Origin of the sequence: Sulfitobacter noctilucicola, from assembly GCF_000622385.1 — a bacterium.
Taxonomy (GTDB): Bacteria; Pseudomonadota; Alphaproteobacteria; order Rhodobacterales; family Rhodobacteraceae; genus Sulfitobacter; species Sulfitobacter noctilucicola.
In genome coordinates, this window is record NZ_JASD01000008.1 from 1,251,806 (window position 1) to 1,276,134 (window position 24,329).

24 protein-coding genes are annotated in these 24,329 nt (G+C 57.8%); 14 read left to right on the forward strand and 10 right to left on the reverse strand.

From position 1 onward, the window contains the following. Positions 1–195 precede the first annotated feature (195 nt). Together Z946_RS0109875 and Z946_RS0109880 are read right to left on the reverse strand one after the other, a co-directional pair. Positions 196–693, reverse strand: a complete 498-nt coding sequence (locus Z946_RS0109875; RefSeq protein WP_025055577.1) for an ATP-binding protein — start codon at positions 691–693, stop codon at positions 196–198. After that, on the reverse strand, positions 677–1,015 hold the full coding sequence (locus Z946_RS0109880; RefSeq protein WP_025055578.1) for an STAS domain-containing protein: 339 nt from the start codon (positions 1,013–1,015) through the stop codon (positions 677–679). The genes Z946_RS0109875 and Z946_RS0109880 overlap by 17 nt, the downstream gene beginning before the upstream one ends. A gap of 88 nt (positions 1,016–1,103) precedes the next feature. Between Z946_RS0109880 and Z946_RS0109885 the strand changes: the two genes are divergently transcribed. From Z946_RS0109885 to Z946_RS20615, 10 genes are all read left to right on the forward strand, one after another. Further along, positions 1,104–2,276 (forward strand): thiolase family protein, encoded by a 1,173-nt coding sequence (locus Z946_RS0109885; RefSeq protein WP_025055579.1) that lies wholly within the window; start codon positions 1,104–1,106, stop codon positions 2,274–2,276. Beyond that, complete coding sequence (locus Z946_RS0109890) at positions 2,269–2,739, forward strand: GAF domain-containing protein (protein WP_037969600.1); 471 nt, start codon at positions 2,269–2,271, stop codon at positions 2,737–2,739. The genes Z946_RS0109885 and Z946_RS0109890 overlap by 8 nt, the downstream gene beginning before the upstream one ends. 64 nt (positions 2,740–2,803) lie before the next feature. Then, positions 2,804–3,376 (forward strand): helix-turn-helix domain-containing protein, encoded by a 573-nt coding sequence (locus Z946_RS0109895; RefSeq protein WP_025055581.1) that lies wholly within the window; start codon positions 2,804–2,806, stop codon positions 3,374–3,376. A 4-nt stretch (positions 3,377–3,380) separates the two neighbouring features. After that, positions 3,381–4,001 (forward strand): LysE family translocator, encoded by a 621-nt coding sequence (locus tag Z946_RS0109900; protein WP_025055582.1) that lies wholly within the window; start codon positions 3,381–3,383, stop codon positions 3,999–4,001. 1 nt (position 4,002) lies between these two features. Then, on the forward strand, positions 4,003–4,386 hold the full coding sequence (locus Z946_RS0109905; RefSeq protein WP_025055583.1) for a GFA family protein: 384 nt from the start codon (positions 4,003–4,005) through the stop codon (positions 4,384–4,386). 13 nt (positions 4,387–4,399) lie between these two features. Next, positions 4,400–6,847: a GcvT family protein gene (locus tag Z946_RS0109910; protein ID WP_025055584.1), complete on the forward strand. Its 2,448-nt coding sequence runs from the start codon at positions 4,400–4,402 to the stop codon at positions 6,845–6,847. After that, positions 6,844–7,725 carry a homocysteine S-methyltransferase family protein gene (locus Z946_RS0109915; protein ID WP_025055585.1) on the forward strand — a complete coding sequence of 294 codons (882 nt, stop codon included), beginning with the start codon at positions 6,844–6,846 and terminating at the stop codon, positions 7,723–7,725. Before Z946_RS0109910 ends, Z946_RS0109915 begins: the two co-directional genes overlap by 4 nt. A 21-nt stretch (positions 7,726–7,746) precedes the next feature. Further along, entirely contained in the window at positions 7,747–10,191 is a 2,445-nt protein-coding gene (locus tag Z946_RS0109920) for a GcvT family protein (RefSeq protein WP_025055586.1), read from the forward strand. Between the two features lie 67 nt (positions 10,192–10,258). Continuing rightward, positions 10,259–11,185, forward strand: a complete 927-nt coding sequence (gene rarD / locus Z946_RS0109925) for an EamA family transporter RarD (protein WP_025055587.1) — start codon at positions 10,259–10,261, stop codon at positions 11,183–11,185. A 30-nt stretch (positions 11,186–11,215) separates the two neighbouring features. After that, positions 11,216–11,863 carry an RluA family pseudouridine synthase gene (locus tag Z946_RS20615; protein ID WP_037969158.1) on the forward strand — a complete coding sequence of 216 codons (648 nt, stop codon included), beginning with the start codon at positions 11,216–11,218 and terminating at the stop codon, positions 11,861–11,863. A 126-nt stretch (positions 11,864–11,989) separates the two neighbouring features. Here Z946_RS20615 and Z946_RS0109935 read toward each other — a convergent pair whose 3' ends face one another. After that, positions 11,990–13,417, reverse strand: coding sequence for an aldehyde dehydrogenase family protein (locus tag Z946_RS0109935; protein WP_025055588.1), 1,428 nt, complete (start codon positions 13,415–13,417; stop codon positions 11,990–11,992). A 153-nt stretch (positions 13,418–13,570) separates the two neighbouring features. On the opposite strand from Z946_RS0109935, the gene Z946_RS0109940 reads away from it, so the two are divergent. Then, the gene (locus tag Z946_RS0109940; protein WP_025055589.1) at positions 13,571–14,224 is read left to right on the forward strand and encodes a peroxiredoxin; all 654 of its coding nucleotides are present in this window, start codon (positions 13,571–13,573) and stop codon (positions 14,222–14,224) included. A gap of 3 nt (positions 14,225–14,227) precedes the next feature. On the opposite strand, the gene Z946_RS0109945 is transcribed toward Z946_RS0109940, so the two are convergent. Continuing rightward, complete coding sequence (locus tag Z946_RS0109945) at positions 14,228–14,935, reverse strand: glycosyltransferase family 25 protein (protein WP_025055590.1); 708 nt, start codon at positions 14,933–14,935, stop codon at positions 14,228–14,230. A gap of 214 nt (positions 14,936–15,149) precedes the next feature. Next, positions 15,150–17,282, reverse strand: a complete 2,133-nt coding sequence (gene pnp, locus Z946_RS0109950) for a polyribonucleotide nucleotidyltransferase (RefSeq protein ID WP_025055591.1) — start codon at positions 17,280–17,282, stop codon at positions 15,150–15,152. Positions 17,283–17,590: 308 nt separating this feature from the next. Between pnp and Z946_RS0109955 the strand changes: the two genes are divergently transcribed. Both Z946_RS0109955 and Z946_RS0109960 read left to right on the forward strand, forming a co-directional pair. Beyond that, the gene (locus tag Z946_RS0109955) at positions 17,591–18,064 is read left to right on the forward strand and encodes a hypothetical protein (RefSeq protein ID WP_025055592.1); all 474 of its coding nucleotides are present in this window, start codon (positions 17,591–17,593) and stop codon (positions 18,062–18,064) included. Positions 18,065–18,338: 274 nt separating this feature from the next. Beyond that, the gene (locus Z946_RS0109960) at positions 18,339–18,554 is read left to right on the forward strand and encodes a hypothetical protein (RefSeq protein ID WP_025055593.1); all 216 of its coding nucleotides are present in this window, start codon (positions 18,339–18,341) and stop codon (positions 18,552–18,554) included. 69 nt (positions 18,555–18,623) lie between these two features. On the opposite strand, the gene Z946_RS0109965 is transcribed toward Z946_RS0109960, so the two are convergent. Next, complete coding sequence (locus tag Z946_RS0109965) at positions 18,624–19,739, reverse strand: serine/threonine protein kinase (protein ID WP_025055594.1); 1,116 nt, start codon at positions 19,737–19,739, stop codon at positions 18,624–18,626. Positions 19,740–19,842: 103 nt separating this feature from the next. Here Z946_RS0109965 and Z946_RS0109970 point away from each other — a divergent pair, with 103 nt between their 5' ends. Beyond that, positions 19,843–21,243, forward strand: coding sequence for an amidase family protein (locus tag Z946_RS0109970; protein ID WP_025055595.1), 1,401 nt, complete (start codon positions 19,843–19,845; stop codon positions 21,241–21,243). A gap of 63 nt (positions 21,244–21,306) precedes the next feature. Here Z946_RS0109970 and rpsO read toward each other — a convergent pair whose 3' ends face one another. The 4 genes from rpsO to truB form a co-directional block, all read right to left on the reverse strand. After that, on the reverse strand, positions 21,307–21,576 hold the full coding sequence (gene rpsO, locus Z946_RS0109975) for a 30S ribosomal protein S15 (RefSeq protein WP_025055596.1): 270 nt from the start codon (positions 21,574–21,576) through the stop codon (positions 21,307–21,309). 171 nt (positions 21,577–21,747) lie between these two features. After that, positions 21,748–22,710, reverse strand: coding sequence for a calcium-binding protein (locus Z946_RS0109980; RefSeq protein WP_025055597.1), 963 nt, complete (start codon positions 22,708–22,710; stop codon positions 21,748–21,750). A 116-nt stretch (positions 22,711–22,826) separates the two neighbouring features. After that, a complete protein-coding gene (locus Z946_RS0109985; protein WP_025055598.1) occupies positions 22,827–23,342 on the reverse strand; it encodes a DUF1643 domain-containing protein in 516 nt (171 codons plus the stop codon). A 6-nt stretch (positions 23,343–23,348) separates the two neighbouring features. After that, complete coding sequence (gene truB, locus Z946_RS0109990; protein ID WP_025055599.1) at positions 23,349–24,254, reverse strand: tRNA pseudouridine(55) synthase TruB; 906 nt, start codon at positions 24,252–24,254, stop codon at positions 23,349–23,351. Between the last annotated feature and the right edge of the window lie 75 nt (positions 24,255–24,329).

Consider the following 24,329-nt stretch of genomic DNA (forward strand, 5'->3'; position numbering starts at 1 on the left):
CGCACTGGGTGGGGGCTATTAAACGCGGCGCCGAGGGAAGCCATATGCAGCTACAAGACACTGTATGACGTTTGACGAAGGCGCGAGTGTGCTCCGTTTGGGGCCTTTTTGGGGTTAATCGGGGCATTATTGCGGCACCAATCATTGATCTAAAATTGTCGTAAAAGGGGTGCCTTCTGTGGAAACGGCAGTGCTTTAATTCGGCCTTCCATAGGCAACTGCGATGCGCAGATTCAGCTGGTTTTCATCACCAGCGCGGCGGTACTTCACATCTTTCGCTAGGTCTTTGATCAAGAACCAACCAAATCCGCCTTCAGGCAGGGCGCTTACATCTTGTTCCAGACTTTCCATCTGCCCAAGCGGCGTTCGCCCGTCCGGCATCTCCTCTCCCTTGTCTCTCACAACAAGATGAAGGCCGTTCTTCTCATGCTGGCATCCGATATAGATCGGACCTGAGGTATCGGCGTAGGCATGCTCGACGATATTGTTCAGCACTTCTGCCAGAACCAGCTCAACGGTGTTGACCTCGTCAGAATCCAGGCCCAGGGGTTCAAGTTCTTCCAGTACCCTTTCCAGTGCTTGCCGTGCCGCAGATGTGCTGCTTGTGACCTCAACTTCGAATCCGTCAAACGGCAAGGGCACGCCGGCAGGGCGTTGCGGACCACTGCGGTCGCTTTCAGACATGTGCTGCATTCAGGGCCTCCTCCATCGTCATGAATATGGGAAAGACACTGTCCATACGCGTCAGCCGAAACACCTTGTCTACGGCCGGTGTCAGCCCGGCAAGGACAAGCGACCGCTCGGGCGCAAGAAATTTCATTGCGGCCACGATGGCCCCCAAACCGCTGGAATCAATAAAGGTCACATGCGTCAGATCAAGGATCACGCGTGCAGGCGCATCCTGCGTCACGTTTCGCACGCCTTCTTTAAAGGCCAACGCCACGGCGGCATCTATGCGCGGCTCCTGTACGGTTACGATGCAGATATCTGCTTCATTTCTGACCGCGATTTCCATAAGTAACCTCTACATGCTTGATCGCGCATCGGTGTATGGCAAATTCCTTACCAAGCCGTGTGCAACAATTGCCAAAGGGGAGACGAATATGCGTAATGTCGTAATTGCAGGGGCGGCCCGTACCCCGATGGGTGGATTTCAGGGGGCATTTGATGGCGTCACCGCGGCCACGCTGGGCGGTCACGCGATCAAGGCCGCTCTCGACAACGCCGGAAAGGCTGTCGTGCAAGAAGTCCTGATGGGCTGCGTATTGCCTGCCGGGCAAGGACAGGCACCGGCACGTCAGGCGGGTTTTGCCGCCGGATTGGGCGAGGAAGTTCCGGCAACCACGCTCAACAAGATGTGTGGATCAGGTATGAAGGCGGCCATGATCGCCTTTGACCAGATCGCTTTGGGCCACACGGATGTGATGGTAGCAGGCGGAATGGAAAGCATGACCAACGCCCCTTATGTTCTGCCCAAAATGCGCGGTGGTGCGCGGTTGGGTCATACCGCTGTGATTGACCACATGTTTCTTGACGGTCTTGAAGACGCCTATGACAAGGGCCGTCTGATGGGCACCTTTGCCGAAGACTGTGCAGAAACCTATCAGTTTACACGCGATGCGCAGGATGCCTATGCGCTTACGTCCCTGTCCCGCGCCACACAGGCTCAATCCGACGGTGCTTTTGCGGATGAAATCGTTGCTGTCGAAATTGCCTCACGCAAGGGCAGCGTGACAATCGCGGCGGACGAACAGCCCGGCAATGCACGGCCAGATAAAATCCCGACGCTCAAGCCCGCGTTTCGTGAAGGGGGGACAGTAACGGCAGCGAATTCCTCTTCGATTTCTGATGGCGCTGCTGCACTGGTTTTGGCGTCTGAGGAGGCCGCTCAGGCGCAAGGGTTGAACGTCCGCGCGCGTGTGCTGGGCCACGCCAGCCACGCACAAGCACCGGGATTGTTTACCACCGCGCCGGTACCGGCAGCGCAAAAACTGCTTGAGCGGATCGGCTGGCAAAAGGAAGACGTCGATCTGTGGGAAGTAAATGAAGCATTTGCCGTGGTTCCCATGGCGTTCATGCACGAAATGGGCCTGAGCCATGACATCGTGAATGTGAATGGCGGTGCTTGCGCGCTGGGCCATCCGATCGGCGCATCGGGCGCACGTATCATGGTGACTTTGCTGAACGCGCTTGAAAAGCGCGGGTTGAAGCGTGGCGTTGCCGCCATCTGCATTGGCGGCGGGGAGGGCACAGCGATTGCAATTGAACGTGTCTGAGGTCGCAGCAGTAGACTACGCCGCATTAGGTAAGGCGATTGCAGCCCTGACCGAGGGAGAGACAGACGCCGTCGCGTTGATGGCAACCGTGGCTTGCGAAGTGCATCACAGCGATGACCGCTTTGATTGGACAGGCTTTTATCGGGTGGTCGCGCCGGAACTTCTGAAGATCGGGCCATATCAGGGCGGGCATGGCTGTCTGGTGATCCCATTTTCACGCGGTGTTTGCGGTGCTGCGGCGCGCACGGGCGAGACACAGCTTGTTGCTGATGTCGACGCGTTTCCGGGGCATATCGCCTGCGCATCATCGACGCAGTCGGAACTGGTATTGCCGGTCTTTGATGGCAACGATCAGTTGATTGCCGTTTTCGATATCGACAGTAACCAGCCTGATGCTTTCTCCCAAAAGGATGCGGATGCCTTGCAAAATATCCTGAAAACGACATTTTCAGGCGTGAAATAAATCTAGATTTTTTCACGAACGCGTTTCATGATGAAATTCAGATCAGAATTTTCACGGAATCATCATGCAGCACAGCCGGCCGGATTCACCTCACACGCTTGGCGCTGATCTGCGCGCGCTGCGCAAGAGCCGTGGATTGACCCTGTCGGATATGGCCGAGGGTTTGGGTCGTTCTGTTGGTTGGCTGTCTCAGGTAGAGCGTGACATTTCCGAGCCGTCGATCACCGATTTGCGTGCCTTCGCGGCGTTGCTTGATGTGTCCGTCTCAATGTTGTTTCGTCATGAGGCCGCACCTGCGCACGAAGCGGGGTTTGTGGTGCGTGCGCAAACACGACGGCCCATCGGATCACAGGTGGCCGGACTGGTCGAAGAACTGCTGTCGCCGGACCTGACGGACGACTTCGAAATGGTCCATTCGACCTTCCAGCCCCATAGCCGCATCAAAGACCCCGTATCGCGTCCCACCCAAGAGGTGGGATATATCGTGTCCGGGCGGCTTGAGATCGAGATCAAAGGCACCACCCATGAGGTCCACCCCGGTGACAGCTTTCGCATCAGAGGCGAGGCGTTTCGCTGGGCCAACCCTTTCGATGACCCCGCAGTAGCGATCTGGGTCATCGCCCCGCCGGTGTATTAACGTCATGAGCTTTGAGGCTTGGATCATATTCGCGCTATTCTGGGTGGTCTTCGTGACCACGCCGGGGCCGAATGCGGTGAATTGCATCACAAACGGCATGACGATCGGATTTCGCCGCGCATTGGTGGGTGTCTTGGGTATCCTGACACAAGCCACACTATTTCTGCTGCTGTCCGCATTTGGCATCACTGCTCTCATCACGGCGTCGCCTCTTGCCTTTGATGCAGCGAAATTCCTAGGGGCCGCTTTTCTGGTTTACCTCGGTATCCGTGGCTGGATCATGGCCAAGACGCCCGTGAAAGTGGACGAACGCCCCGCCTATTCGATTTACTGGCGTGCGTTTGCCATCGCCACCATCAACCCCAAAAGCGTTGCGGGCTACCTCGCTGCCTTTTCGCAATTCGTGCAGCCGGATGTTCCGATCTGGGATCAGATGGTGGTGATCATGCCCACCGCTCTTACACTGACAGCGCTTAGCTACATCGGCTTTACCGCATTGGGCGCAGGTATCGGGCGTGCCGCACTTGGTGCGGTTTTCAACATCTGGGTGCGGCGCATCATGGCTGCTTGTTTCATCGTGTACGGGGTGCTGCTGGGCAGCACCTCGACACCGGGGAGGATCTGATATGGTACGGGGAGGCTGTCTGTGCGGGGGCGTTACATTCGAACTGACGGGGGCGCTGCGCAACTCGGTTGCCTGTCACTGCATTCAGTGTCGCAAGACCTCGGGCCATTACGTCTCCGCCACGCAAGTAGGGCCGGAGCAGCTTCTGCTGACGCGTCAGGACAGTCTACAGTGGTACCAGTCCAGTCCCGTAGCTGCGCGCGGGTTCTGCAACATCTGCGGCTCTTCCCTGTTCTGGCGGCATGACGGGGACAACGGCGCTACTTCGGTCATGTCCGGCACCCTTGACGCGCCCACGGGCATCGCAACCGAAAAGCATATCTTCGTCGCTGACAAGGGCGACTATTACACCATCGCTGACGGCCTGCCGCAGCAAGGCCAATAACGGAGCATTCACAATGGCAGATTTCCCAACAACGGCCCGTGTGGTCATCATCGGCGGCGGCGTCGTCGGCACATCAACGCTTTACCACCTCGCCAAAGCGGGCTGGAAAGACTGTGTTCTGGTCGAGAAAAACGAACTGACGGCGGGCTCCACGTGGCACGCTGCGGGCAACGTTCCAAACTTCGCTGGCTCATGGGCGGTCATGAACATGCAGCGCTACTCGGCGGCCATGTACCGGACGCTGGGCGAAGACGTCGACTATCCGATGAACTACCACGTGACGGGCGCGATCCGTCTGGCCCATACCAAAGAACGGATGCAGGAATTCGAAAAGGTCGCCTCAATGGGGCGCTACCAGGGTTTGCAGATGGACATCTGCACGCCGGCCGAACTCAAAGAGCACAACCCGTTTATGGAAACCCATTCCCTTGCAGGCGGTCTTTGGGACCCGCTTGATGGTGATATCGATCCGGCACAGCTGACCCAAGCGTTGGCAAAGGGCGCGCGCGACGCGGGCGGGCGGATTGAACGGTTCTGCCCTGTGACAGGTGTAGACCGCGATGGCGACGAATGGATCGTTCAAACCGAAAAAGGCGAGATCCGCTGCGAATTCGTGGTCAACTGTGCGGGTTATTATGCCCAGCGGGTGGGCGAAATGTTCAAGCCTTTTGGCGGGCGTACCGTGCCGATGGTGACCATGTCGCACCAGTACTTCCTGACAGAGCCAATCGCCGAGTTGGAGGCATGGACCAAGGAAAAGGGCCACAAAATGCCGATGATCCGCGACGTGGATGTCAGCTATTACTTACGTCAGGACAAATACGGCCTGAACCTCGGCCCCTATGAGCGCAACTGTCAGGCAGCCTGGGTCAAACCAGACGATCCGATGCCTGAAGATTTCAGTTTCCAGCTTTATCCCGACGATCTGGAACGCCTTGAATTCTATATCGAGGACGCGATGGAACGTGTGCCGGCGCTTGGCACAGCGGGTGTCGGCCGAAATATCAACGGCCCCATTCCATACGCCCCCGACGGCCTGCCGATGATCGGCCCGATGCCGGGTGTGAAGAACGCGTTCGAAGGTCATTCTTTTACCTTCGGCATCGCGCAGGGCGGCGGGGCTGGCAAAGTCCTGTCGGAATGGATCATGCACGGTGAAACCGAACTGGACATGTGGGCCGTCGATCCGCGCCGCTACACCGATTACACCGACCACGACCATTGCCTTGCCAAGGCGCTGGAAACCTACGGCCACGAATACGCCATGCACTTCCCGCACCACGCATGGCCTGCCGGACGCGACAAGAAACTGTCGCCCGTGCATGACAAGATCATCGCGGCGGGCGGGCAGATGGGGGCCTATAACGGCTGGGAACGCGCCAATTGGTTTGCGAAAGACGGCGATGACACCTCCGAAGAGGCGACCCAGACATGGAACCGCAACGGACCTTGGTCGATCCGCGTAAAGGAAGAAGTCGAGGCCGTGCGAGATGGTGTCGGTGTGCTGGATCTGCCCGGTTTCTCACGCTTTAATATGTCCGGTGAAGGGGCGGCAGAATGGCTGCGCGGCCGCATCGCAGGTGCTTTGCCCAAGGCAGGCCGCATGAACCTTGCCTATTTCCCGGACAGCCGCGGTCGTATCCTGACGGAGATGTCGGTGATGCGCCACGCTGAAGACCAGTTCACCCTGATCACCGCCGCCACCGCGCAATGGCACGACTTCGAGCTTCTGGACAAAGCGCTCGCTCCCGGCTTGACGCTGACCGATCACACCACAGAATATTCAACGCTCATTGTGACGGGCCCGAAATCGCGCGCGCTCTTCCAGTCTCTTCATTCGGATGCCGACCTCAGCGCCACATGGCTCTCCATCCAGTCTGCCAAGGTGCGTGGAATTGACTGTGCACTGGCCCGCGTGTCCTTTGCGGGTGAGTTGGGCTGGGAAATCCACGCCGCCAACGCTGATATTCCGGCGCTCTATGACGCGGTGACGGGTGCCGGTGCGGTGCCTTTCGGGATGTTTGCGCTCAATTCCATGCGGATCGAAAAAGGGTACCGTGCTTGGAAAGGGGACCTGTCCACGGACTACACCCTGCTTGAAGGCGGGCTGGAGCGTTTCGTAAAGTTCGATAAGCCGCAGGACTTTCCGGGCAAGGCCGCGCTTTTGGCCGAACAGCAGCAGGGCGTGAAGAAACGCTTTGTCACCATGGTTGTCGACGCCGGAGATCAGGACGCGCCATACATGTCGACCGTTTTCCACAACGGCGAGGTTGTAGGCGAGACAACATCGGGCGACTGGGGATACCGGACCGGTAAATCCATCGCTTTAGGAACGGTCCGCGCTGATCTTGCTACACCGGGTACAGAGCTTGAGATCAATATCTTTGGCAGAATGTGCAAAGCTACAGTGCAGGCCGACGCACCGCTTTGGGATCCGGCGAACGAAAGGATCCGTGCATGACCGATATCACACTTCTTGACGGCGGGATGGGTCAGGAGCTGGTCCACCGGGCGGGCAACCGCCCCACGCCCCTTTGGTCCACACAGGTGATGCTTGAGCATCCGGGCCTGGTGGCGGACGTCCACCGTGATTTCACAAAGGCGGGCGCGACGATTGCGACCACCAACACCTACGCGATCTTGCGGGACCGCCTGGAGGGGACAGGCCTATCGGAGCGTTTTGCAGACTTGCTGACTATGGCGCTGGCCGAAGCCCGCACCAGCGGTGCCAAGCGGATTGCGGGCAGCATCGGGCCTATTCGCGCGTCCTATCGTCCTGATCTGCACCCTGATGCAAATACCGGTGCGCCGATCTATGCAGAAATCGCCCAGATGATCGGGCCGTCCTGCGATCTGATCCTTTGCGAAACCGTGGCCTCTGTCACCCACGCCGAAGCGATCCTGCGCGGAGGAGCGGCAGCGGGCAAGCCTGTGTGGCTTGCCCTGACGGTTCAGGACGACGACGGTACCAGGCTACGCTCGGGTGAATCTTTGGCAGATGCCATGCCCTTTGCAAAAGCCGGTGCCGCTGCGGTGCTGGTCAATTGTGCCGCCCCCGAAGCCATTCCCGCAGCACTGGACGTTCTGGCCACCAGCGGCCTGCCTTACGGTGCCTACGCAAACGCGTTTGAGAAAATCACCGACGATTTTCTCAAGGACAGGCCGACCGTCGATGCCCTGCAAAAACGCGTCGATATGACACCCGAGGCCTATGCCGATCACGTGATGGCATGGGTCGATCAGGGTGCCACCATTGTGGGTGGATGCTGCGAAGTCAGCCCGGATCACATTGCCGAAATCGCCCGCCGCCTGAACGCCGCTGGCCACTCCATCGTCTAACTCTTTCCAAGGATCGCGCACATGTCCTCTGTTCCGTCCCACGCCCGCGTCGTTATCATCGGTGGCGGCGTCATCGGTTGTTCCGTGGCCTATCACCTGACCAAGCTTGGCTGGCAGGACGTTGTCCTGCTGGAGCGCAAACAACTGACGTCAGGCACCACGTGGCACGCCGCTGGTTTGATTGCGCAGCTGCGGGCGACTGCCAATATGACCAAACTGGCGAAATACAGTCAGGAACTTTACGGCAATCTTGAAGATGAAACCGGTGTGGCCACAGGCTTCAAACGCGTAGGCTCTATTACTGTCGCCCTGACCGAAGAACGACGGGAAGAGATTTATCGCCAGGCGGGAATGGCCCGGGCCTTTGGCGTAGATGTGGAAGAGATCAGCCCCGCCGAAGTTCTAAAGAAATACGAGCACCTGAACATCGAAGGCGTCAAAGGGGCGGTCTACCTCGATAAGGACGGGCAGGGTGATCCGGCCAATATTGCACTGGCACTCGCCAAAGGTGCGCGGCAGCGCGGGGCCCTAGTGATCGAGCGGACCAAAGCGACAGGCGTCACCCGCGAGGGTCGCCGGATTACCGGTGTTGATTGGGAAAGCGGCGGCGATACGGGCCACATTACCTGCGACCATGTCGTGAACTGTGGCGGCATGTGGGGGCATGAGGTTGGCGCGATGCTAAACACCAACGTGCCACTACAGGCCTGCGAACACTTCTATATCGTGACCGAAGCCATCAAAGGGCTGCAACAGCTCCCCGTCCTGCGCGTGCCGGATGAATGCGCCTATTACAAAGAAGATGCGGGGAAGATGTTGCTCGGCGCTTTTGAGCCGGTGTCCAAGCCATGGGCGCTTGATGGTATTCCTGCCGATTTCGAGTTCGACCAGCTGCCCGAGGACTTTGACCATTTCGAGCCGATCCTTGAAAACGCAGTGAACCGCATGCCGATGCTTGCCGAAGCGGGCATTCACACGTTCTTCAATGGTCCAGAAAGCTTTACGCCCGATGACGCCTACCATCTTGGTCAGGCACCAGAGATGGACAACGTCTGGGTTGCTGCCGGTTTCAATTCCATCGGTATCCAGTCGGCAGGCGGTGCCGGTATGGCGCTGGCGCAATGGATGGAAGACGGCGCGAAACCCTTTGATCTGGGCGATGTGGACATCAGCCGCATGCAGCCGTTTCAAAGCAACAAGACATATCTGGCCGAACGCTCCACAGAAACGCTGGGTCTGCTCTATGCCGATCACTTTCCGTACCGCCAAAAGGCCACGGCACGCGGTATTCGCCGCACGCCATTCCATCAGCATCTGCTTGATCGCGGCGCGGTGATGGGAGAGCTTGCCGGGTGGGAACGCGCAAACTGGTTCGCCCGCGACGGCCAGGAACGCGAATACCGCTACAGCTGGAAGCGCCAGAACTTCTTTGGCAATGTGGCGGCCGAACATATGGCTGTGCGCGAAAATGTCGGCATGTACGACATGACGTCTTTTGGTAAAATCCGCGTCGAGGGTCGCGATGCAGAGGCGTTCCTGAACTACGTGGGCGGCGGTGACTATTCTGTGCCGGTGGGCAAGATCGTCTATACCCAGTTTCTGAACCATCGCGGCGGGATCGAGGCGGATGTAACCGTGACGCGCCTGTCCGAAACCGCCTATCTGGTTGTTACCCCTGCCGCCACGCGCCTTGCGGACCAGACATGGATGCAGCGGCATGTAGGTGATTTCAACGTGGTCATAACTGATGTGACTGCCGGAGAAGGTGTGCTTGCGATCATGGGTCCGAATGCGCGCGCGCTCTTGGAGAAAGTGTCACCGAATGACTTTTCGAACGCCACAAACCCCTTTGGTACGGCGCAGGAAATCGAGATCGGCATGGCACTGGCCCGCGCCCACCGCGTAACCTATGTGGGCGAGCTGGGCTGGGAGATTTACGTCAGCGCCGATATGAGTGCGCATGTCTTTGAGGCACTTGCAGACGCCGGTGCCGATATGGATATGACGCTGTGCGGGATGCACATGATGGATACCTGTCGCATCGAAAAGGGCTTCCGCCACTTCGGGCACGATATAACCGCAGAGGATCACGTGCTTGAAGCGGGGCTCGGATTTGCAGTGAAGAAGGACAAGCCATCTTTCATCGGGCGCGAGGCCGTGCTTGAAAAGCAAGAGAAAGGGCTGGATGCGCGGATGGTTCAGTTCCGCCTGACCGATCCGGAGCCGTTGCTTTACCATAATGAGCCGATCGTGCGGGACGGCGAGATTGTCGGTTACCTGTCATCGGGTGCCTACGGTCACGCGCTGGGTGGTGCGATGGGGCTGGGGTATGTGCCGTGCCCATCACAAAGCGCGGCAGAGGTTCTGGCGTCTTCGTATGAGATCGATGTTGCCGGAACACGGGTCAAGGCAGAGGCATCACTCAAGCCGATGTATGATCCCAAATCAGAACGCGTGAAAGTGTAACGGGTACAATCTATTTCTTTCGTGGTCCCTCCGTTTGTCTTAGGCCATGGCCAAACGGAGGCCATCGATGCGAAATCCTGACAGCCGGGTCACACCGGTAAAAAATGACGAAGACACACCTCAGGGACTGGCGTTTGCATTGGTCGCTTACGGGCTGTGGGGATTTCTGCCGCTCTATATGAAGATGTTGGCACATATTCCGGCGGCGGAGGTCGTGGTCCACAGGGTGCTGTGGTCTGTTCCGATCGCTGCTGTTGTGCTGATCCTGCTGCGCCGGACCGACGCCCTGCGCGAAGCGCTGCGTACGCCACGGATGCTTGGCATGGCCTGCGTCACCGCCGCGCTGATCTCGTTCAACTGGGGCATCTACGTCTATGCCATCGCCTCTGGTAACGCTTTGGCCGCGTCGCTCGGCTATTACATCAATCCATTGTTCAGCGTTTTTCTGGCTGCTGTCGTTTTGGGGGAACGCCTGACTGCGGCACAAATGGTGGCAATCGCCCTCGCCGCCTGCGCCGTTGTGGTGATTGCTGTCGAAGCTGGACAGGTGCCTTGGGTCTCGCTTGCGCTGACGATTTCCTGGGGCCTCTACGCCTTGGCCAAGAAGAGCCTGCCCATTGGTCCCAATCAGGGCTTCCTGCTTGAGGTGCTTATCCTGCTGGTCCCGGCGCTGGCATATCTCGCCTATCTCACATCAACCGGCCAATCCCACTTTTCGTTGGAGATGACGCGCGACACATGGCTCCTGATCGGCTGCGGTCTGGTAACGGCTGTCCCGCTGATGTTCTACGCCAACGGGGCCAAGCTGCTGCGTCTGTCGACCATCGCGATCCTGCAATACATCGCACCTACGATGATTTTCCTCGTGGCGGTATTTGTCTTTGATGAACCTTTCGGGCGTGCCCGTATGATTGCCTTTCCGATGATTTGGCTGGCGCTCGTGATCTATACAACCTCGATGCTGCGACAGATGAGGAACGCCAAAGCGGGTTGAAAATCCCCGCGGCTTCTGTGATCTGGACCGATGGATCCCAACTACTCCCCCCCTCAGGACCCGCTTGTGGTGCTGCACGAAGATGCCGAAGTTCTTTTGGTTGATAAGCCCGCCGGGCTTCTGAGCGTTCCGGGGAAGGGGCCCGACCTTGCCGATTGCCTGATCACGCGGATACAAGCGGCGTTTCCACAAGCGCTGCTCGTGCACCGGCTCGACCGTGACACATCCGGTGTGATGATCTTTGCCATGACGCCCCACGCCCAGCGGCATCTGGGCCTCCAGTTTGAAAAACGCATGACTCGGAAAACCTACGTGGCGCGCGTCTGGGGTGTGCCGGCTGAGCCTTCCGGCCTGATCGATCTGCCACTGATCGTCGATTGGCCCAACAGACCGCTACAAAAAGTCTGTCACGAAACCGGTAAGTCCGCGCAGACCGAATGGAAGCGTATCAAGGATGACGGTGAAACCTCTCGCATCCGAATGCATCCCAAGACGGGCCGCTCCCATCAGCTCAGAGTGCATATGTTGGCGCTGGGCCATCCGATCCTTGGCGATCCGTTTTACGCCACAGGTGCCGCGCGGGATTATCCCCGCTTGATGCTGCACTCGGAAGAGCTGCGCTTCAAACACCCTCAAGGGGGCAGGTCGATCAAAATCCGGGCGAAGGCACCATTCTAAACAACGGTGATTGAGTTTAACCGCCCTGCGATGCTCGGGCCGGTTTGTTCCGCTCTGACCGCTAACGCCACTAACAAAAAGGGCCGCCTAAAGGCAGCCCTTCCGTCCAACATCGATTGATGGATTTTATTCAGCGGCCCAACCGGATACCGCTTTGACTTCAAGGAACTCTTCCAGACCGAAGGCTCCGCCTTCGCGGCCGTTGCCGGATTGCTTGTAACCCCCGAAAGGTGAGCCCTGAGCGAACCCTACGCCGTTTGTCTCCACCATGCCGGAACGCAAGCGGCGCGCAACGCGGCGGCGCTTTTCGTCGTCAGTGGTTTGGACGTAGTTTGTAAGCCCGTATGGCGTGTCGTTCGCGATTGCGACGGCTTCTTCCTCGGTGTCGAACGGAATGATCGACAGGACCGGTCCAAAGATTTCTTCCTGTGCGATGGTCATATCGTTCGTGACATCGGCAAATACCGTAGGCTTGACGTAGTAACCGCGGTTCAGGCCGTCCGGACGACCAAGACCACCCGCGACGAGACGGGCTTCTGACATGCCTTTTTCGATCAACGCCTGGATTTTGTTGAACTGGACTTCCGACACAACAGGACCGATGTGCTTGCCCTCTTCTGATGCTGGACCAACGTGGGTGTTGTTGGCCACATCCGCGGCGGCTTCGACAGCTTCATCATAGCGCGACTTGTGCACCAGCATCCGCGTTGGCGCGTTGCATGATTGACCGGAGTTGCGGAAACAACGGATCGCGCCCTGCTTCGCGGCCTTTGGATCGGCGTCTTCAAAGATGATATTGGCACCCTTCCCGCCCAGCTCGAGGCTGACGCGCTTGAGCGTGTCTGCTGCGGCTTTCGAAATCGCGATACCGGCGCGGGTGGAGCCGGTGAAGCTTACCATATCGACTTCAGGGTGGGACGAAAGCTGTGAGCCTACGCCCGGACCATCGCCATTCAGCATGTTAAAGACACCTGCCGGGAAACCTGCCTCGTGCATGAATTCTGCGAACAGGTGGCCAGACAGCGGTGCAACTTCGGACGGCTTCAGCACCACGGTACATCCTGTTGCAACTGCCGGAATGGCCTTGAGAATGATCTGGTTCATTGGCCAGTTCCAGGGCGTGATCAGCGCGCAGACGCCAATGGGTTCCAGCAGTGTCTTTTCCGTGCTGGTAAAGTCTTTCTCAAAGGAGAAATCCTTAAAAGCCTTGAGGAAACCGCCAATATGCCAGCTGCCTGCACCGACCTGCTGCGCACGGCTCAGCGCGATAGGAGCACCCATTTCCATGGACATGGCCTGGGCCATCTCTTCCTGACGCGCGTCATAGACTTCGGCCAGCTTTTCGATCAGGGCCATGCGCTCTTCGCGTGAAGTTTGTGACCAGCTTTCAAAAGCCGCACGCGCTGCGTTTACCGCTGCATCCGTATCGGCTTGATCACCAAGGGAAATGACTGCGCATTGCTCTTCGGTGGATGGATCGATGACAGCAAAGTCATTGGCTTTGGCGGGGGCGACCCACGCGCCGTTGATATAGAAATCACGTTTTTCCAACATGTCGGAACTCCTCCTTATGACGGGCGGACCGGATGGCCACACCCCGATTTCGCGCCACTGTGTCACCGCATCGGTGGCACCGCAAGGGGGCTGGTTACGCAGAAATAAATCACTACATATGGAAGTATCACGCACTTAACCCCGGAGGACCTCATGGGCTTGCGCATTAACGATACCATCCCCGATCTGACTGTAGAAACCGACCACGGCACAGTGTCGCTGCACGAGTTTGTCGGCGATAAGTGGACGATCATGTTTTCCCACCCCAAGGATTTCACCCCCGTGTGCACAACCGAGTTTGGTGCCGTTGCACAATTGGCCGATGAATGGGCCAAGCGGGACACAAAGGTAATCGGCATCAGCGTTGACGGCGTTGAGGATCACAAAAAGTGGAAGGGTGACATTGAAAAGGTTGCCGGTACCGAAGCGGGCTTCCCGATCATCGCCGACAGCGATCTGGCTGTTTCAAAGGCGTTCGATATGCTGCCGTCAGAAGCCTACATGCCCGACGGACGCACGCCGGCTGACAGCGCGACGGTACGGTCGGTCTTTATCATCGGGCCGGACAAACAGTTGAAACTGTCTATGACCTATCCAATGACAGTCGGCCGGAACTTTGCTGAGGTGCTGCGCGCCTTGGACGGCTTGCAGATGTCCACAGGCAAGGGCGTCGCCACGCCTGCCAACTGGAACGTCGGTGATGATGTGATTATCCCTGCGACGCTTTCTGACGATGATGCCAAGGCGAAATTTGGTGAATTCACCAAGGTACTGCCCTATCTGCGCACAACCAAAGCGCCGAGCTAAGGCTCAGGCTGTCTGCGGTATCCGTCTGATTTTCGCACGGTACCGTGCCCGTAAAATCTCCCGCATCGGCACATTGCTGGTGCGGGTTTTGTGTTGAATAGTGCTTGGAAATTTCACCACGAAGATACCGTTGGGCTGTATGGTGTGCACCGGCTGGCCGGTCACCCAGTGCATCTGGATCGTCGTATCAACGGGTCTGTCTATTGTCGTGCTTGCTTCCAGCAATCTACGTGCGGCTGCGCGGCCAACCACGAGGCATACCGCCTGCAGACCGATTGTACGGGGCAGGAACAACGCGGCAGGCCCTTGCCGAGCGATTGCTCCTAGCGGCTTTTCACGGGTCTTTGATGGTAGACGGATCAGGCTGTCTTCATCCGCATATCGGTTGATCAGATTAAGCGCTTCGGAAAACTGTGCGGGGTCGATTCCAAGATCGTCTTCTGCGATCAGGCCAAAGGGTTCATCCCCTTGTGCAATCTTCTCCCAACAACGTCTGTGGCTTAGAAAACAACCGATCTCACCCGAGTTCAGGCGAAAGGGGTAGGGGGGGTGGTGCAAGGTGCCCGGCTCTAACGCCACGCCTTTGGTCTGCGCGGGGTCTGATCCATCTACAGCTTCAACCACCTCGGCCTGCGGCAACTGCTTTAGCAATCGCGCAACATTCTCGGCGCGACCCACAGTGGTCGACATGTGAATGATATAAGACCTCATAGGGTCCTCATATCCCGAAATGCGGGTGTTTCAAACCATGGTTTTCAGGAATTGCGTGACGGGCCGCGCTATGCACAGAATCCGCCAGTGATTTGGGCCCCGTGCCTAGACCCTGATGCCATGAATACGCAGACGACACCGGATTTCCCGCTGCCAAAGAAAAAGGCCCCGGCGTTTCCACCGGGGCCTTCTTATCAGTTGAAAGGTACCGAAATCAGTCTTCGGCTTCTTCTTTCTTAACTTCTTCGCCAGTCTCCTGATCGACAACTTTCATCGACAGGCGCACTTTGCCGCGATCGTCAAAGCCCAAAAGCTTCACTTTCACTTCCTGACCTTCTTTCAGAACATCTGAAGGGTGGTTCAGGCGGCGGTTTTCAATCTGGGACACGTGCACCAGACCGTCACGCTTGCCAAAGAAGTTCACGAATGCACCGAAGTCGACGATTTTAACGACTGTACCGGTGTAGATCGCGCCCTCTTCAGGCTCTGCAACGATGGAGTGGATCATGTCGTAGGCTTTCTTGATCGCTTCGCCGTTCGGGCTTGCAATCTTGATGATGCCTTCGTCATTGATGTCGACCTTCGCGCCGGACACTTCAACGATCTCACGGATCACCTTACCACCGGAACCGATCACTTCACGGATTTTATCCGTCGGGATCTGCATGGTCTCGATACGTGGCGCATGCTCGGAGAATTCGCCCGCACCCGTGATTGCTTTGTTCATCTCGCCAAGGATGTGCAGACGGCCTGCCTTGGCCTGAGCCAATGCTTTTTCCATGATCTCTGGCGTGATGCCCGCGATCTTGATGTCCATCTGCAAGGACGTGATGCCTGTTTCTGTACCGGCTACCTTAAAGTCCATGTCGCCAAGGTGGTCTTCGTCACCCAGGATGTCGGACAGGATCGCATATGACCCATCTTCTTCAAGGATCAGACCCATCGCAACACCGGCAACGGCTGATTTCAGCGGAACGCCCGCGTCCATCATGGACAAAGAGCCACCACAGACGGACGCCATTGAAGACGAACCGTTTGATTCAGTGATCTCTGACACAACACGCACCGTGTAGGGGAAATCAGTCGGCGCAGGCAGAACCGCCTGCAACGCACGCCAAGCCAGCTTGCCGTGACCGATTTCACGACGGCCGGGAGGGCCCACGCGACCAACTTCACCAACCGAGTAAGGAGGGAAGTTATAGTGCAGCAGGAAGTTGGATTTAAAGTTGCCGTGCAGCGCATCGATGAACTGCTCGTCGTCGCCTGTGCCCAGTGTGGTCACAACCAGACCCTGTGTTTCACCACGGGTGAACAAGGCCGAACCGTGGGTCCGTGGCAGAACGCCTGTCTCGGATACGATGTCACGGATCTCATCCGTCTTACGACCGTCGATGCGCTTGCCTGTCTTCACAACGTCACCGCGCAGGATAGACGCCTCAAGGCCCTTCATCGCGGAACCAAGGTTGGCATCGGCCAGCTCTTCTTCCGACAACGCAGCTTTGATGGTCTCACGTGCTGCGGCAACCGCCGATGTACGCTCTTGCTTGTCTGCAATCGCAAACGCGGCGCGCATTTCTTTCTCGCCTGCTTTCTTCACGGCTGCGGACAGCGCCGAATAATCAACTGGCTGGAAGTCAAACGGCTCTTTCGCGGCATCTTCGGCCAGATCAATGATCAGGTCGATAACCGGCTGGATTTGCTCGTGCGCGAATTTCACCGCACCCAGCATCTCTTCTTCGGTCAGCTCGTATGCTTCGGATTCGACCATCATCACGGCGTCTTTGGTGCCGGCAACAACCAGATCCAGACGCTGATCGGGGTTCATGCGCAGGTTCTGCATGTCGTCGATCTCTGGATTCAGGATGTATTCGCCATCCTCGAAACCAACGCGGCAGGCACCGATCGGGCCCATGAATGGCGCACCGGAAATCGTCAGTGCCGCTGAGGCCGCGATCATAGCAACCATGTCAGGATCATTCACCAGATCGTGGCTCAGAACCGTACACATCACCAGCACTTCGTTTTTGAAGCCGGGAACGAACAGCGGGCGGATCGGACGGTCGATCAGACGGCTTGTCAGTGTTTCTTTTTCAGTCGGACGCGCTTCGCGCTTGAAAAAGCCGCCGGGGATCTTGCCCGCAGCATAGTATTTCTCGTTGTAGTGCACGGTCAGGGGAAAGAAGTCCTGACCCGGCTTTTGTGCCCGTGCAAAAGTCACGTTTGCCATGACGCTGGTTTCGCCCAGTGTCGCAATGACAGAACCGTCCGCTTGACGGGCAACCTTGCCGGTTTCGAGTGTCAGCGTCTCTTCGCCCCACTCCATCGATTTTTTCGTTACGTTAAACATCTACGTTTCCTGTGTTGGCCAGATGGCCTTTGCATAGGGGCCGAATTGCCCCTGACCGCGATATCTTCTTTTGACGGCGCTGCGGTCCGGGCGCCGGCTTTCAGATGTCGCGCGTGTACAGGAGATTGGGGGGGAGGGGAAGGGTTGGGTGCAACGGTCCATTTTGCCGGGGGCAGGCGGCCTTTCGGTAGATGATGTGACCCCTCACCGATCACGTTGGTGAACTTCGCAGATCAAGTCAGTGCCCGTTTCTAAGCTGCCTTGTTAGCAACATACTTTCGGCAGTTTTGTATGACATTAGATCTCGCATGAATGATCGAATTGAGAATCCGCAAACAGACGCCCCAAGCTTTCACCTGAGATGGGGTTTTTGGGCTGTGCTGAGTGGTGCGCTGGCGCTGATTCTTGTCTTTGTTCAGATCGCAGGCCCCACATTTGAGGCACAGCCTTCTGCCGCTTCTCAAATTGGAGAAATCGCCGGGGAAATCAAGCGTTCAGCTTGGAAGTCTTTTTTGGGTCTGCCTAAACCAGAACCGGAGGTCGCATCCGTTTCAATCTGGAATTATGTAGCAATTGCCGCGCCCGTTTTCGGGGTGATAGCTATTGTGCTTTCGCTTGTATCTGGTGTCTTGCGCGAAAATGCGCGCTATCCGATGTATGGTGCGAGTCTTGGAGCCGCCGCGATTGTTTTTCACTTCTTTTGGTGGGTTGCCCTGTTGGTGGCTGGCGTCGTGCTGATCGCCGTAATAATCGAAAACATCGGCGACATTTTCAGCTTCTGATCCCCATTGTTCTGAGTTTTCATTGGGGACCGCTTGGCTGCTCACTGACTGATGCGGGTTCCATGCCAACGTGCAATGTCACCCTGCATTTTAGAAATTAACGAACTGAAGGGCAGTCAGATTAGGCCGCAACGCCTCATTTTCGTGCAGCTTCTATCCAATCCCCGCCAGCAAGAGCAACAATTGGCCGATCCGGCTAAGTTTACCTATCATTAACCACAGGTGGGCGACAAAATGTTACTATAACGGGAATCGCAGCTGGGAGGATGCAACGATGAAGACGCATGATTTGGAACGACAGATTGAGCAGTTGGAACGCGCGTTTGAAGCGGCTCCGCCGGATGAGCGGATGAAGCTGGCATCCAGATTTCAGCAGATTGCTGGCCGTCTTGACACAAATGTTGAGCCAATGCCGCGCACGAGGCGACGTTTTCAGGCGTCTTATGAGCAGGACACGTCGATAGATTTTTTCGACAACATGCCTGTCTGAACACAAGCGCCTGAGCGTACATCCTGCCATCCCCGCAGAACACTGCTGCGAGGATGGACATCACTGGTTTCAGGCTGACAGGCTCGGGAAATAATCCTCACACCCACCTTCACGGTACACATCCGCCGTGCAGCAGTGCAGCCCGCCGCCAAATGCATAGGCATCGCGCAGCTCGACCTCGACCACTTCCATTCCCAGCTTGTCCATCTGCTCGGCTTGATAGACCTCGGACTTTTCAACACAGACGGTTTTCGGGTCCAGCACCAGCACGTTCATGCTCAGCCACGTCGATGAATAACACAGCGGCGGCGGCGTATTATGGGCGGGCTGGGCGGCATCGACGATCTCCCAACCGTTCGCCTCAAACATACCGCGCTGGTCTTCGGGCAAGCGTCGCTGCGGGTTGTTCAGGATCAGACCGGGACGCAGCGGTGTAAAGGTCGCATCAATGTGGATCGGATAGGGATCGCCGGGAAAGTTCACCGTATGCACGCGGTGATCGGGGAAGTGACGGCGCAGCCATTCGATGCCCTTAAGGTTCGTGGTGAACCCGTGCTGCACGACCAGATCACGGCCAAAGCGCAGAACATCAGCCGCATCAAACAGCGGCTCTTCCTCGGTGGTGACAAAGAACTTCTTGGCCGCCCATTCCAGCCGCTTGGCATCGCCAATCTTCTCGGACAGGTAATCGGGATGATAATCGGCATCCGTCAGCCGCGGCTTGGGCGCAGATTCGTGGCGGAAATTCGGGTCTTCATCAAAATACTGCTGCATCAGCGGGCGGTAATTCAGGTATTCGAACCACCGGCAGCGATAGGACATCGTCGCCTCAAGCATCTCTGACCCCACGGTCAGCAATACATCGCGCGGCGGCATGCAACCGAACTGGCTTTCCGTATGAAAATCGGGCGTCGTGGCAGGCAGGGAATGATCAATCGAGGTCGGCCGATCCACCCGCACGCCGCGCTTTTCCAGCATGCTTGCAAAATTATCCAACAGCTCGTTCGCACGATCGATGGTTTCTTGCGGCCGGCGTCCCCACTGGCCACGCATGTCGCTGTCCTCAGGGACCTTGGCATCCAGCGCAGGTTCTTCTGGTGGAATATGACAATCATCGGCGCGACCGACGATCACATGTTTCAGCGGGTCCCATTCGTTCCAGCTGTTCACCACTGTCTTCTGCATCTTGGCCTCCCGATTTCAAAACTTCGAAAGGGGTAAAAGCAAAGTTGCAACTGTGCAAGACAAGTCGTTCGTGCCAGTCTCGGGCGCGATGGGGGATCATTCTATGACCAAGCTTTTTGAACACACCGCCACCCGGATCGCAGAGCTTATCAGAACGGGAGAAGTCACGGCACGCGCTGTGACAGAACAGGTGCTGGCCCGGATGGATGCGGTCAATCCTGCGCTGAATGCCGTGGTCGCCCGCAACGACGATGAGGCGCTGCAAGCCGCCGATGAGGTGGACCGCGCCCGCGCAGCAGGTGAACCAATCGGCCCGATGGCTGGCGTCCCTGTGACCACCAAGGAAAATGTAGATCAAAGCGGTTTTGCCACCACCAATGGTTTGCGCCTGCAAAAGGATTTGATCGCGCAGACGGACAACCCTGTTGTCGCAAACCTGCGCAGGGCGGGGGCGGTCATCGTGGGCCGGACCAATACACCGGCGTTCTCTTTGCGCTGGTTCACGCGTAATTCCCTGCATGGGCACACGAAAAATCCACACAATCCCGCAATCACCCCTGGCGGATCGTCTGGCGGCGCGGCTTCTGCCACGGCGGCAGGCATAGGCGCGATGGGGCACGGCACCGACATCGGCGGCTCTATCCGGTATCCGGCCTATGCCTGCGGGCTTCAAGGCATCCGCCCCACTTTGGGGCGCGTCGCCGCACGGAATGGTTCAGCACCTGATCGTCACATCGGTGCGCAGCTGATGGCCGTCTCTGGTCCCCATGCCCGCTCTGTTGACGATTTGCGCCTGACCCTTGGCGTCATGGCGGGCCCTGATCTGGAGGATCCCTGGCATGCGCCGGTCTCATTGCAAGGGCAAGACTATCCAAAACGCGCGGCTTTGTGCATCGCGCCCGAGGGTTTGCAGACCCAGCCGCTTGTTGCACAATCCCTCAAGAATGCAGCGGACCGGCTTACAGATGCCGGTTGGCAGGTTGAGGAGGTCGCAAGCCCGCCATTCCGCGAACCTGCCCGCTTGCAAGCGCAACTCTGGCTGGCCGAGATGGAGCGTGGTGCGAAAGATGCCTTTGTAGCCGAAGGCGATCCCGACGCGCTGCACGTGCTTGCCGAGATGCACAAAATCACCCCGCTTCCGGATTTGAACGAAGTACTGGATGCACTGCAGGCCCGCCTTGGGTTCCTGCGCGATTGGCAGGCCTTTCTGGCAAAGTATCCTGTGCTGATCTGCCCTGTCTCCTCCGAGCCGCCTTTTCCCGATCTGCTCGATCTCTCCGACTTTCCGCGCTGTCTTGAAGCGCAGTTGACGCAGGTGGGGCTGCCCCTGATGGGCTTGCCGGGGATGTCGGTCTTTACCGGTTTCGGGACGGGCGAGGCGGGGCATACCCCGCTTGGTGCGCAACTGATCGCGGGGCGCTACCGCGAGGATATTCTGCTGGATGCCGCGCAAGAGATCGAGGCGCGCAGTCCTGAGATCAAAGTAGTGACGCCAGATTTCTGAACAAAGAAAAAGCCGCGCCCCATTACAGGGACGCGGCTTTCTATACTGGTGCTGGTTTTGCGCTTAGCGGCGCAGACCCAGACGCTTGATCAGGTCCTGATAGCGTGCTTCGTCTTTGGTTTTTACGTAGTCCAGAAGCTTACGACGTGTCGCAACCATCTTGAGCAGGCCACGGCGACCGTGGTTGTCTTTTTTGTGTGTCTTGAAGTGCTCTGTCAGTGTCGCGATGCGCGAGGACAAAACAGCAACCTGCACCTCGGGGGAACCAGTGTCGCCCTCTTTGGTGCCGAATTCTTTCATGACGCGTGCTTTTTCTTCAGCAGTAATCGACATCGGGGTCTCCTTTCGGAAGGTAAGAGTAAAGAAATGGCGCAGGCCGGGATGTCGTCCAGCGTAGGCCCGTGGAGATGTGCCCGCTGACCGGAATCAACAGGCGACGGTGGCGTATAGGCAATATTGCAGCAGTTGGCAAAGGCTATTTCGCGCGTGAGCGCGGAGGATGGTTCAGCTGTCGATTAGATTCAGTGCGAGCGCAGAGCTGAGCGGGATCAGAGATATATCTGCGGCTGCCAATTGCGACACCCCGCTGACCTGCGCAACCACTTCGTCGCCCATCCAGACCTGAAGCTGTCCTTCGTGATCCGGATCGCTTTCGACCGAGATGTCAGGCTCCTCCGCGTCCGCTACCGTATCGTCCCACACAAACAACAATGAATCGTCTTGCGGTTCGAAATCTGTGATTGCCGCCGCCACTACGGAGCCTGCGATCCAGTCGCCCAGTATGAATTGGTCTTCACCTGCACCGCCGTGCGCCTGATCCAGCTGTCCTGTGACAATCATGTCATCACCGCCACCGCCGTTGAGGAAATCCATTTCGTCGTCATCATCGGGGCGCGCCCCATCGTTTTCGCTGGAAAGACCGACAAGTGTGTCGTCACCATGTCCGCCAAACAGCGTGTCTTCGCCCGCGTCACCGAACATCAGATCATTGCCCAGCCCGCCCGAGACGGCATCATCGCCCGCACCGCCTGCCATCCGGTCGTTTCCGTCCGATCCGTTCATGCGGTCGTCGCCATCACCGCCAAGCATATCATCATCGTCGTTCTGGCCGACCAGATCATCCGCATCCGCGCCGCCCGAAAGCTGGTCTGAGCCGTCCCCGCCGATCAGGCTATCTTCGCCATCCTCGCCAAGCAAAAGATCATCACCAGCATTGCCAAAGGTTTCATCATCCCCTGCACCAGCCGCGACAGTATCGTCACCATCTCCGGCGCTGATCCGGTCAGCCTCTTGGCTGCCATCAAGCAGGTCAGGGTCCTCAGACCCCAGAACCAGATTGATATGCGAGTGGGTTTCGTCAGTGGACACTGGCTCGGGCACTTTTTCGGTGTCGTCTTCTACGCCGACATCAACATAGACTGCGGCACTGACCGCCATCAGTCCCATTAAACCTGCCAGCCACAACATGGCAAAACCCCTGAAAATCACCCCTGCGGGTTTGCTCCCGCCATTAGATACAAGCCACAAAATGTACGTCGGGTCAAAACCAATCCGGTAAACTGGTTAAGTGCGGTCTAATGCGATCAGCGCGGCGTATCAAAGGCAACAGGCTGCTGTGCATAGGGCAAATAAAGGGGATGTTTAGGGTGACCCGCTTTGGATAGACCAAGGTGATACACTGGGGTTTTCTGGCTCATCAACGCGGCCAGAACGTCCGGCCCGCGCCCTCGGTGCGCCCCATGCGTCCCCCAAGCCGCGATGATCCGGTCTGCCCACTCGGCACCCTCGGAGAGCGTTTCATCGTTGGCAGGGCCGATGGGGTCTTCCGCCTGACGCATCTTACGCGGATCGGTATCGCGCCATGCGAAAATGTTGGTCACACGAAACCCGCCAAATCCCAGATGGCGCGCACGCCTTTCGCAGCGCTCCACCGTAGGGTCGTTTTGCACTTCCGTCGCCGTCGAGGGATTGAGCATGACAAATAGGACACGTTCGCCCGCAGGCTCCCATACCCGCGTCAGGCTATACCGGTAACGCTCGCAATCCGAATAGACCGCCGTCGAGGCGGCATCATCCTTGGTATGGCTCCGCGTAATCATCCGCAATTACGTGTTGAAGACCCGGCTCGGATGCAGTTCGCCCGCTTTGAAGCGCCCAACTGCCACGGCATGCCCATCTAGCGAAGCCCAGCACTCATCGCCGTATTCCACATCTTGTCCGATCACCATGCCGGGATTGCCGTTGCGCAGACGCACAGCGCCTTCAACAGTGGCCTTGACCTCTGGCAAGTCGCACAGACCCTGCTCCAAAGGCAGCAGGTGCGCGTCCAGTTCGGGCGATTTGGCCATCTCGTCGATCTGGTCCAACGTCAAACCGTCGGCTGCATCGAAAGGGCCGGACCACGTACGCCGTAATTCACGCACATGGCCATGACAGCCCAGCGCTTCTCCCAAATCCCGCGCGATGGACCGCACATAGCCACCTTTGCCGCAAACCATCTCAAGCGTGACGTGATCTTCGTCAGACCGATCAATCAGCAACAGGCTTTCGACAAACAGCGGGCGCGCGGCAAGTTCCATTTCCTCGCCGTCACGGGCGCGTTTGTAAGCGCGTTCGCCATCAATCTTGACTGCGGAAAACTGCGGGGGCACCTGTTCGATATCGCCGATGAATCCTGCCAGCGCCTCTTTGATCGCCTCATCGTCCGGGCGCAGGTCAGAAGTTTGCACAACTTCGCCTTCGGCATCGTCGGTGTTCGTGCGCACGCCCAACCTGACGGTAAACTCGTACGCTTTCAGCGCGTCGGTGATAAATGGCACCGTTTTTGTCGCTTCGCCCAAGGCAACGGCCAGAACACCGGTCGCCGTCGGATCCAGCGTGCCTGCGTGGCCCGCTTTCTTTGCGTCCATCGCCCAGCGGACCTTGTTGACCACTGCGGTTGATGTCGGTCCTGCGGGCTTGTCGATGATCAACCAACCGGAAATATCCCGCCCTTTGCGTGTACGCGCCATGTGTGCCTCGTTTTGCCATTTGGCCCGCGCTATACTGTGATGTGCCGTGCCTGCCCAGAGCGATCTTTCGCGCTG

What these genes read in the sequence shown, in the direction of transcription:
- Z946_RS0109875 (WP_025055577.1), bottom strand. Translation starts at nt 693, where the DNA reads ATGCAGCACATGTCTGAAAGCGACCGCAGTGGTCCGCAACGCCCTGCC.
- Z946_RS0109880 (WP_025055578.1), bottom strand. Translation starts at nt 1,015, where the DNA reads ATGGAAATCGCGGTCAGAAATGAAGCAGATATCTGCATCGTAACCGTA.
- Z946_RS0109885 (WP_025055579.1), top strand. Translation starts at nt 1,104, where the DNA reads ATGCGTAATGTCGTAATTGCAGGGGCGGCCCGTACCCCGATGGGTGGA.
- Z946_RS0109895 (WP_025055581.1), top strand. Translation starts at nt 2,804, where the DNA reads ATGCAGCACAGCCGGCCGGATTCACCTCACACGCTTGGCGCTGATCTG.
- Z946_RS0109900 (WP_025055582.1), top strand. Translation starts at nt 3,381, where the DNA reads ATGAGCTTTGAGGCTTGGATCATATTCGCGCTATTCTGGGTGGTCTTC.
- Z946_RS0109905 (WP_025055583.1), top strand. Translation starts at nt 4,003, where the DNA reads ATGGTACGGGGAGGCTGTCTGTGCGGGGGCGTTACATTCGAACTGACG.
- Z946_RS0109910 (WP_025055584.1), top strand. Translation starts at nt 4,400, where the DNA reads ATGGCAGATTTCCCAACAACGGCCCGTGTGGTCATCATCGGCGGCGGC.
- Z946_RS0109915 (WP_025055585.1), top strand. Translation starts at nt 6,844, where the DNA reads ATGACCGATATCACACTTCTTGACGGCGGGATGGGTCAGGAGCTGGTC.
- Z946_RS0109920 (WP_025055586.1), top strand. Translation starts at nt 7,747, where the DNA reads ATGTCCTCTGTTCCGTCCCACGCCCGCGTCGTTATCATCGGTGGCGGC.
- rarD (WP_025055587.1), top strand. Translation starts at nt 10,259, where the DNA reads ATGCGAAATCCTGACAGCCGGGTCACACCGGTAAAAAATGACGAAGAC.
- Z946_RS20615 (WP_037969158.1), top strand. Translation starts at nt 11,216, where the DNA reads ATGGATCCCAACTACTCCCCCCCTCAGGACCCGCTTGTGGTGCTGCAC.
- Z946_RS0109935 (WP_025055588.1), bottom strand. Translation starts at nt 13,417, where the DNA reads ATGTTGGAAAAACGTGATTTCTATATCAACGGCGCGTGGGTCGCCCCC.
- Z946_RS0109940 (WP_025055589.1), top strand. Translation starts at nt 13,571, where the DNA reads ATGGGCTTGCGCATTAACGATACCATCCCCGATCTGACTGTAGAAACC.
- Z946_RS0109945 (WP_025055590.1), bottom strand. Translation starts at nt 14,935, where the DNA reads ATGAGGTCTTATATCATTCACATGTCGACCACTGTGGGTCGCGCCGAG.
- pnp (WP_025055591.1), bottom strand. Translation starts at nt 17,282, where the DNA reads ATGTTTAACGTAACGAAAAAATCGATGGAGTGGGGCGAAGAGACGCTG.
- Z946_RS0109955 (WP_025055592.1), top strand. Translation starts at nt 17,591, where the DNA reads ATGAATGATCGAATTGAGAATCCGCAAACAGACGCCCCAAGCTTTCAC.
- Z946_RS0109960 (WP_025055593.1), top strand. Translation starts at nt 18,339, where the DNA reads ATGAAGACGCATGATTTGGAACGACAGATTGAGCAGTTGGAACGCGCG.
- Z946_RS0109965 (WP_025055594.1), bottom strand. Translation starts at nt 19,739, where the DNA reads ATGCAGAAGACAGTGGTGAACAGCTGGAACGAATGGGACCCGCTGAAA.
- Z946_RS0109970 (WP_025055595.1), top strand. Translation starts at nt 19,843, where the DNA reads ATGACCAAGCTTTTTGAACACACCGCCACCCGGATCGCAGAGCTTATC.
- rpsO (WP_025055596.1), bottom strand. Translation starts at nt 21,576, where the DNA reads ATGTCGATTACTGCTGAAGAAAAAGCACGCGTCATGAAAGAATTCGGC.
- Z946_RS0109980 (WP_025055597.1), bottom strand. Translation starts at nt 22,710, where the DNA reads ATGTTGTGGCTGGCAGGTTTAATGGGACTGATGGCGGTCAGTGCCGCA.
- Z946_RS0109985 (WP_025055598.1), bottom strand. Translation starts at nt 23,342, where the DNA reads ATGATTACGCGGAGCCATACCAAGGATGATGCCGCCTCGACGGCGGTC.
- truB (WP_025055599.1), bottom strand. Translation starts at nt 24,254, where the DNA reads ATGGCGCGTACACGCAAAGGGCGGGATATTTCCGGTTGGTTGATCATC.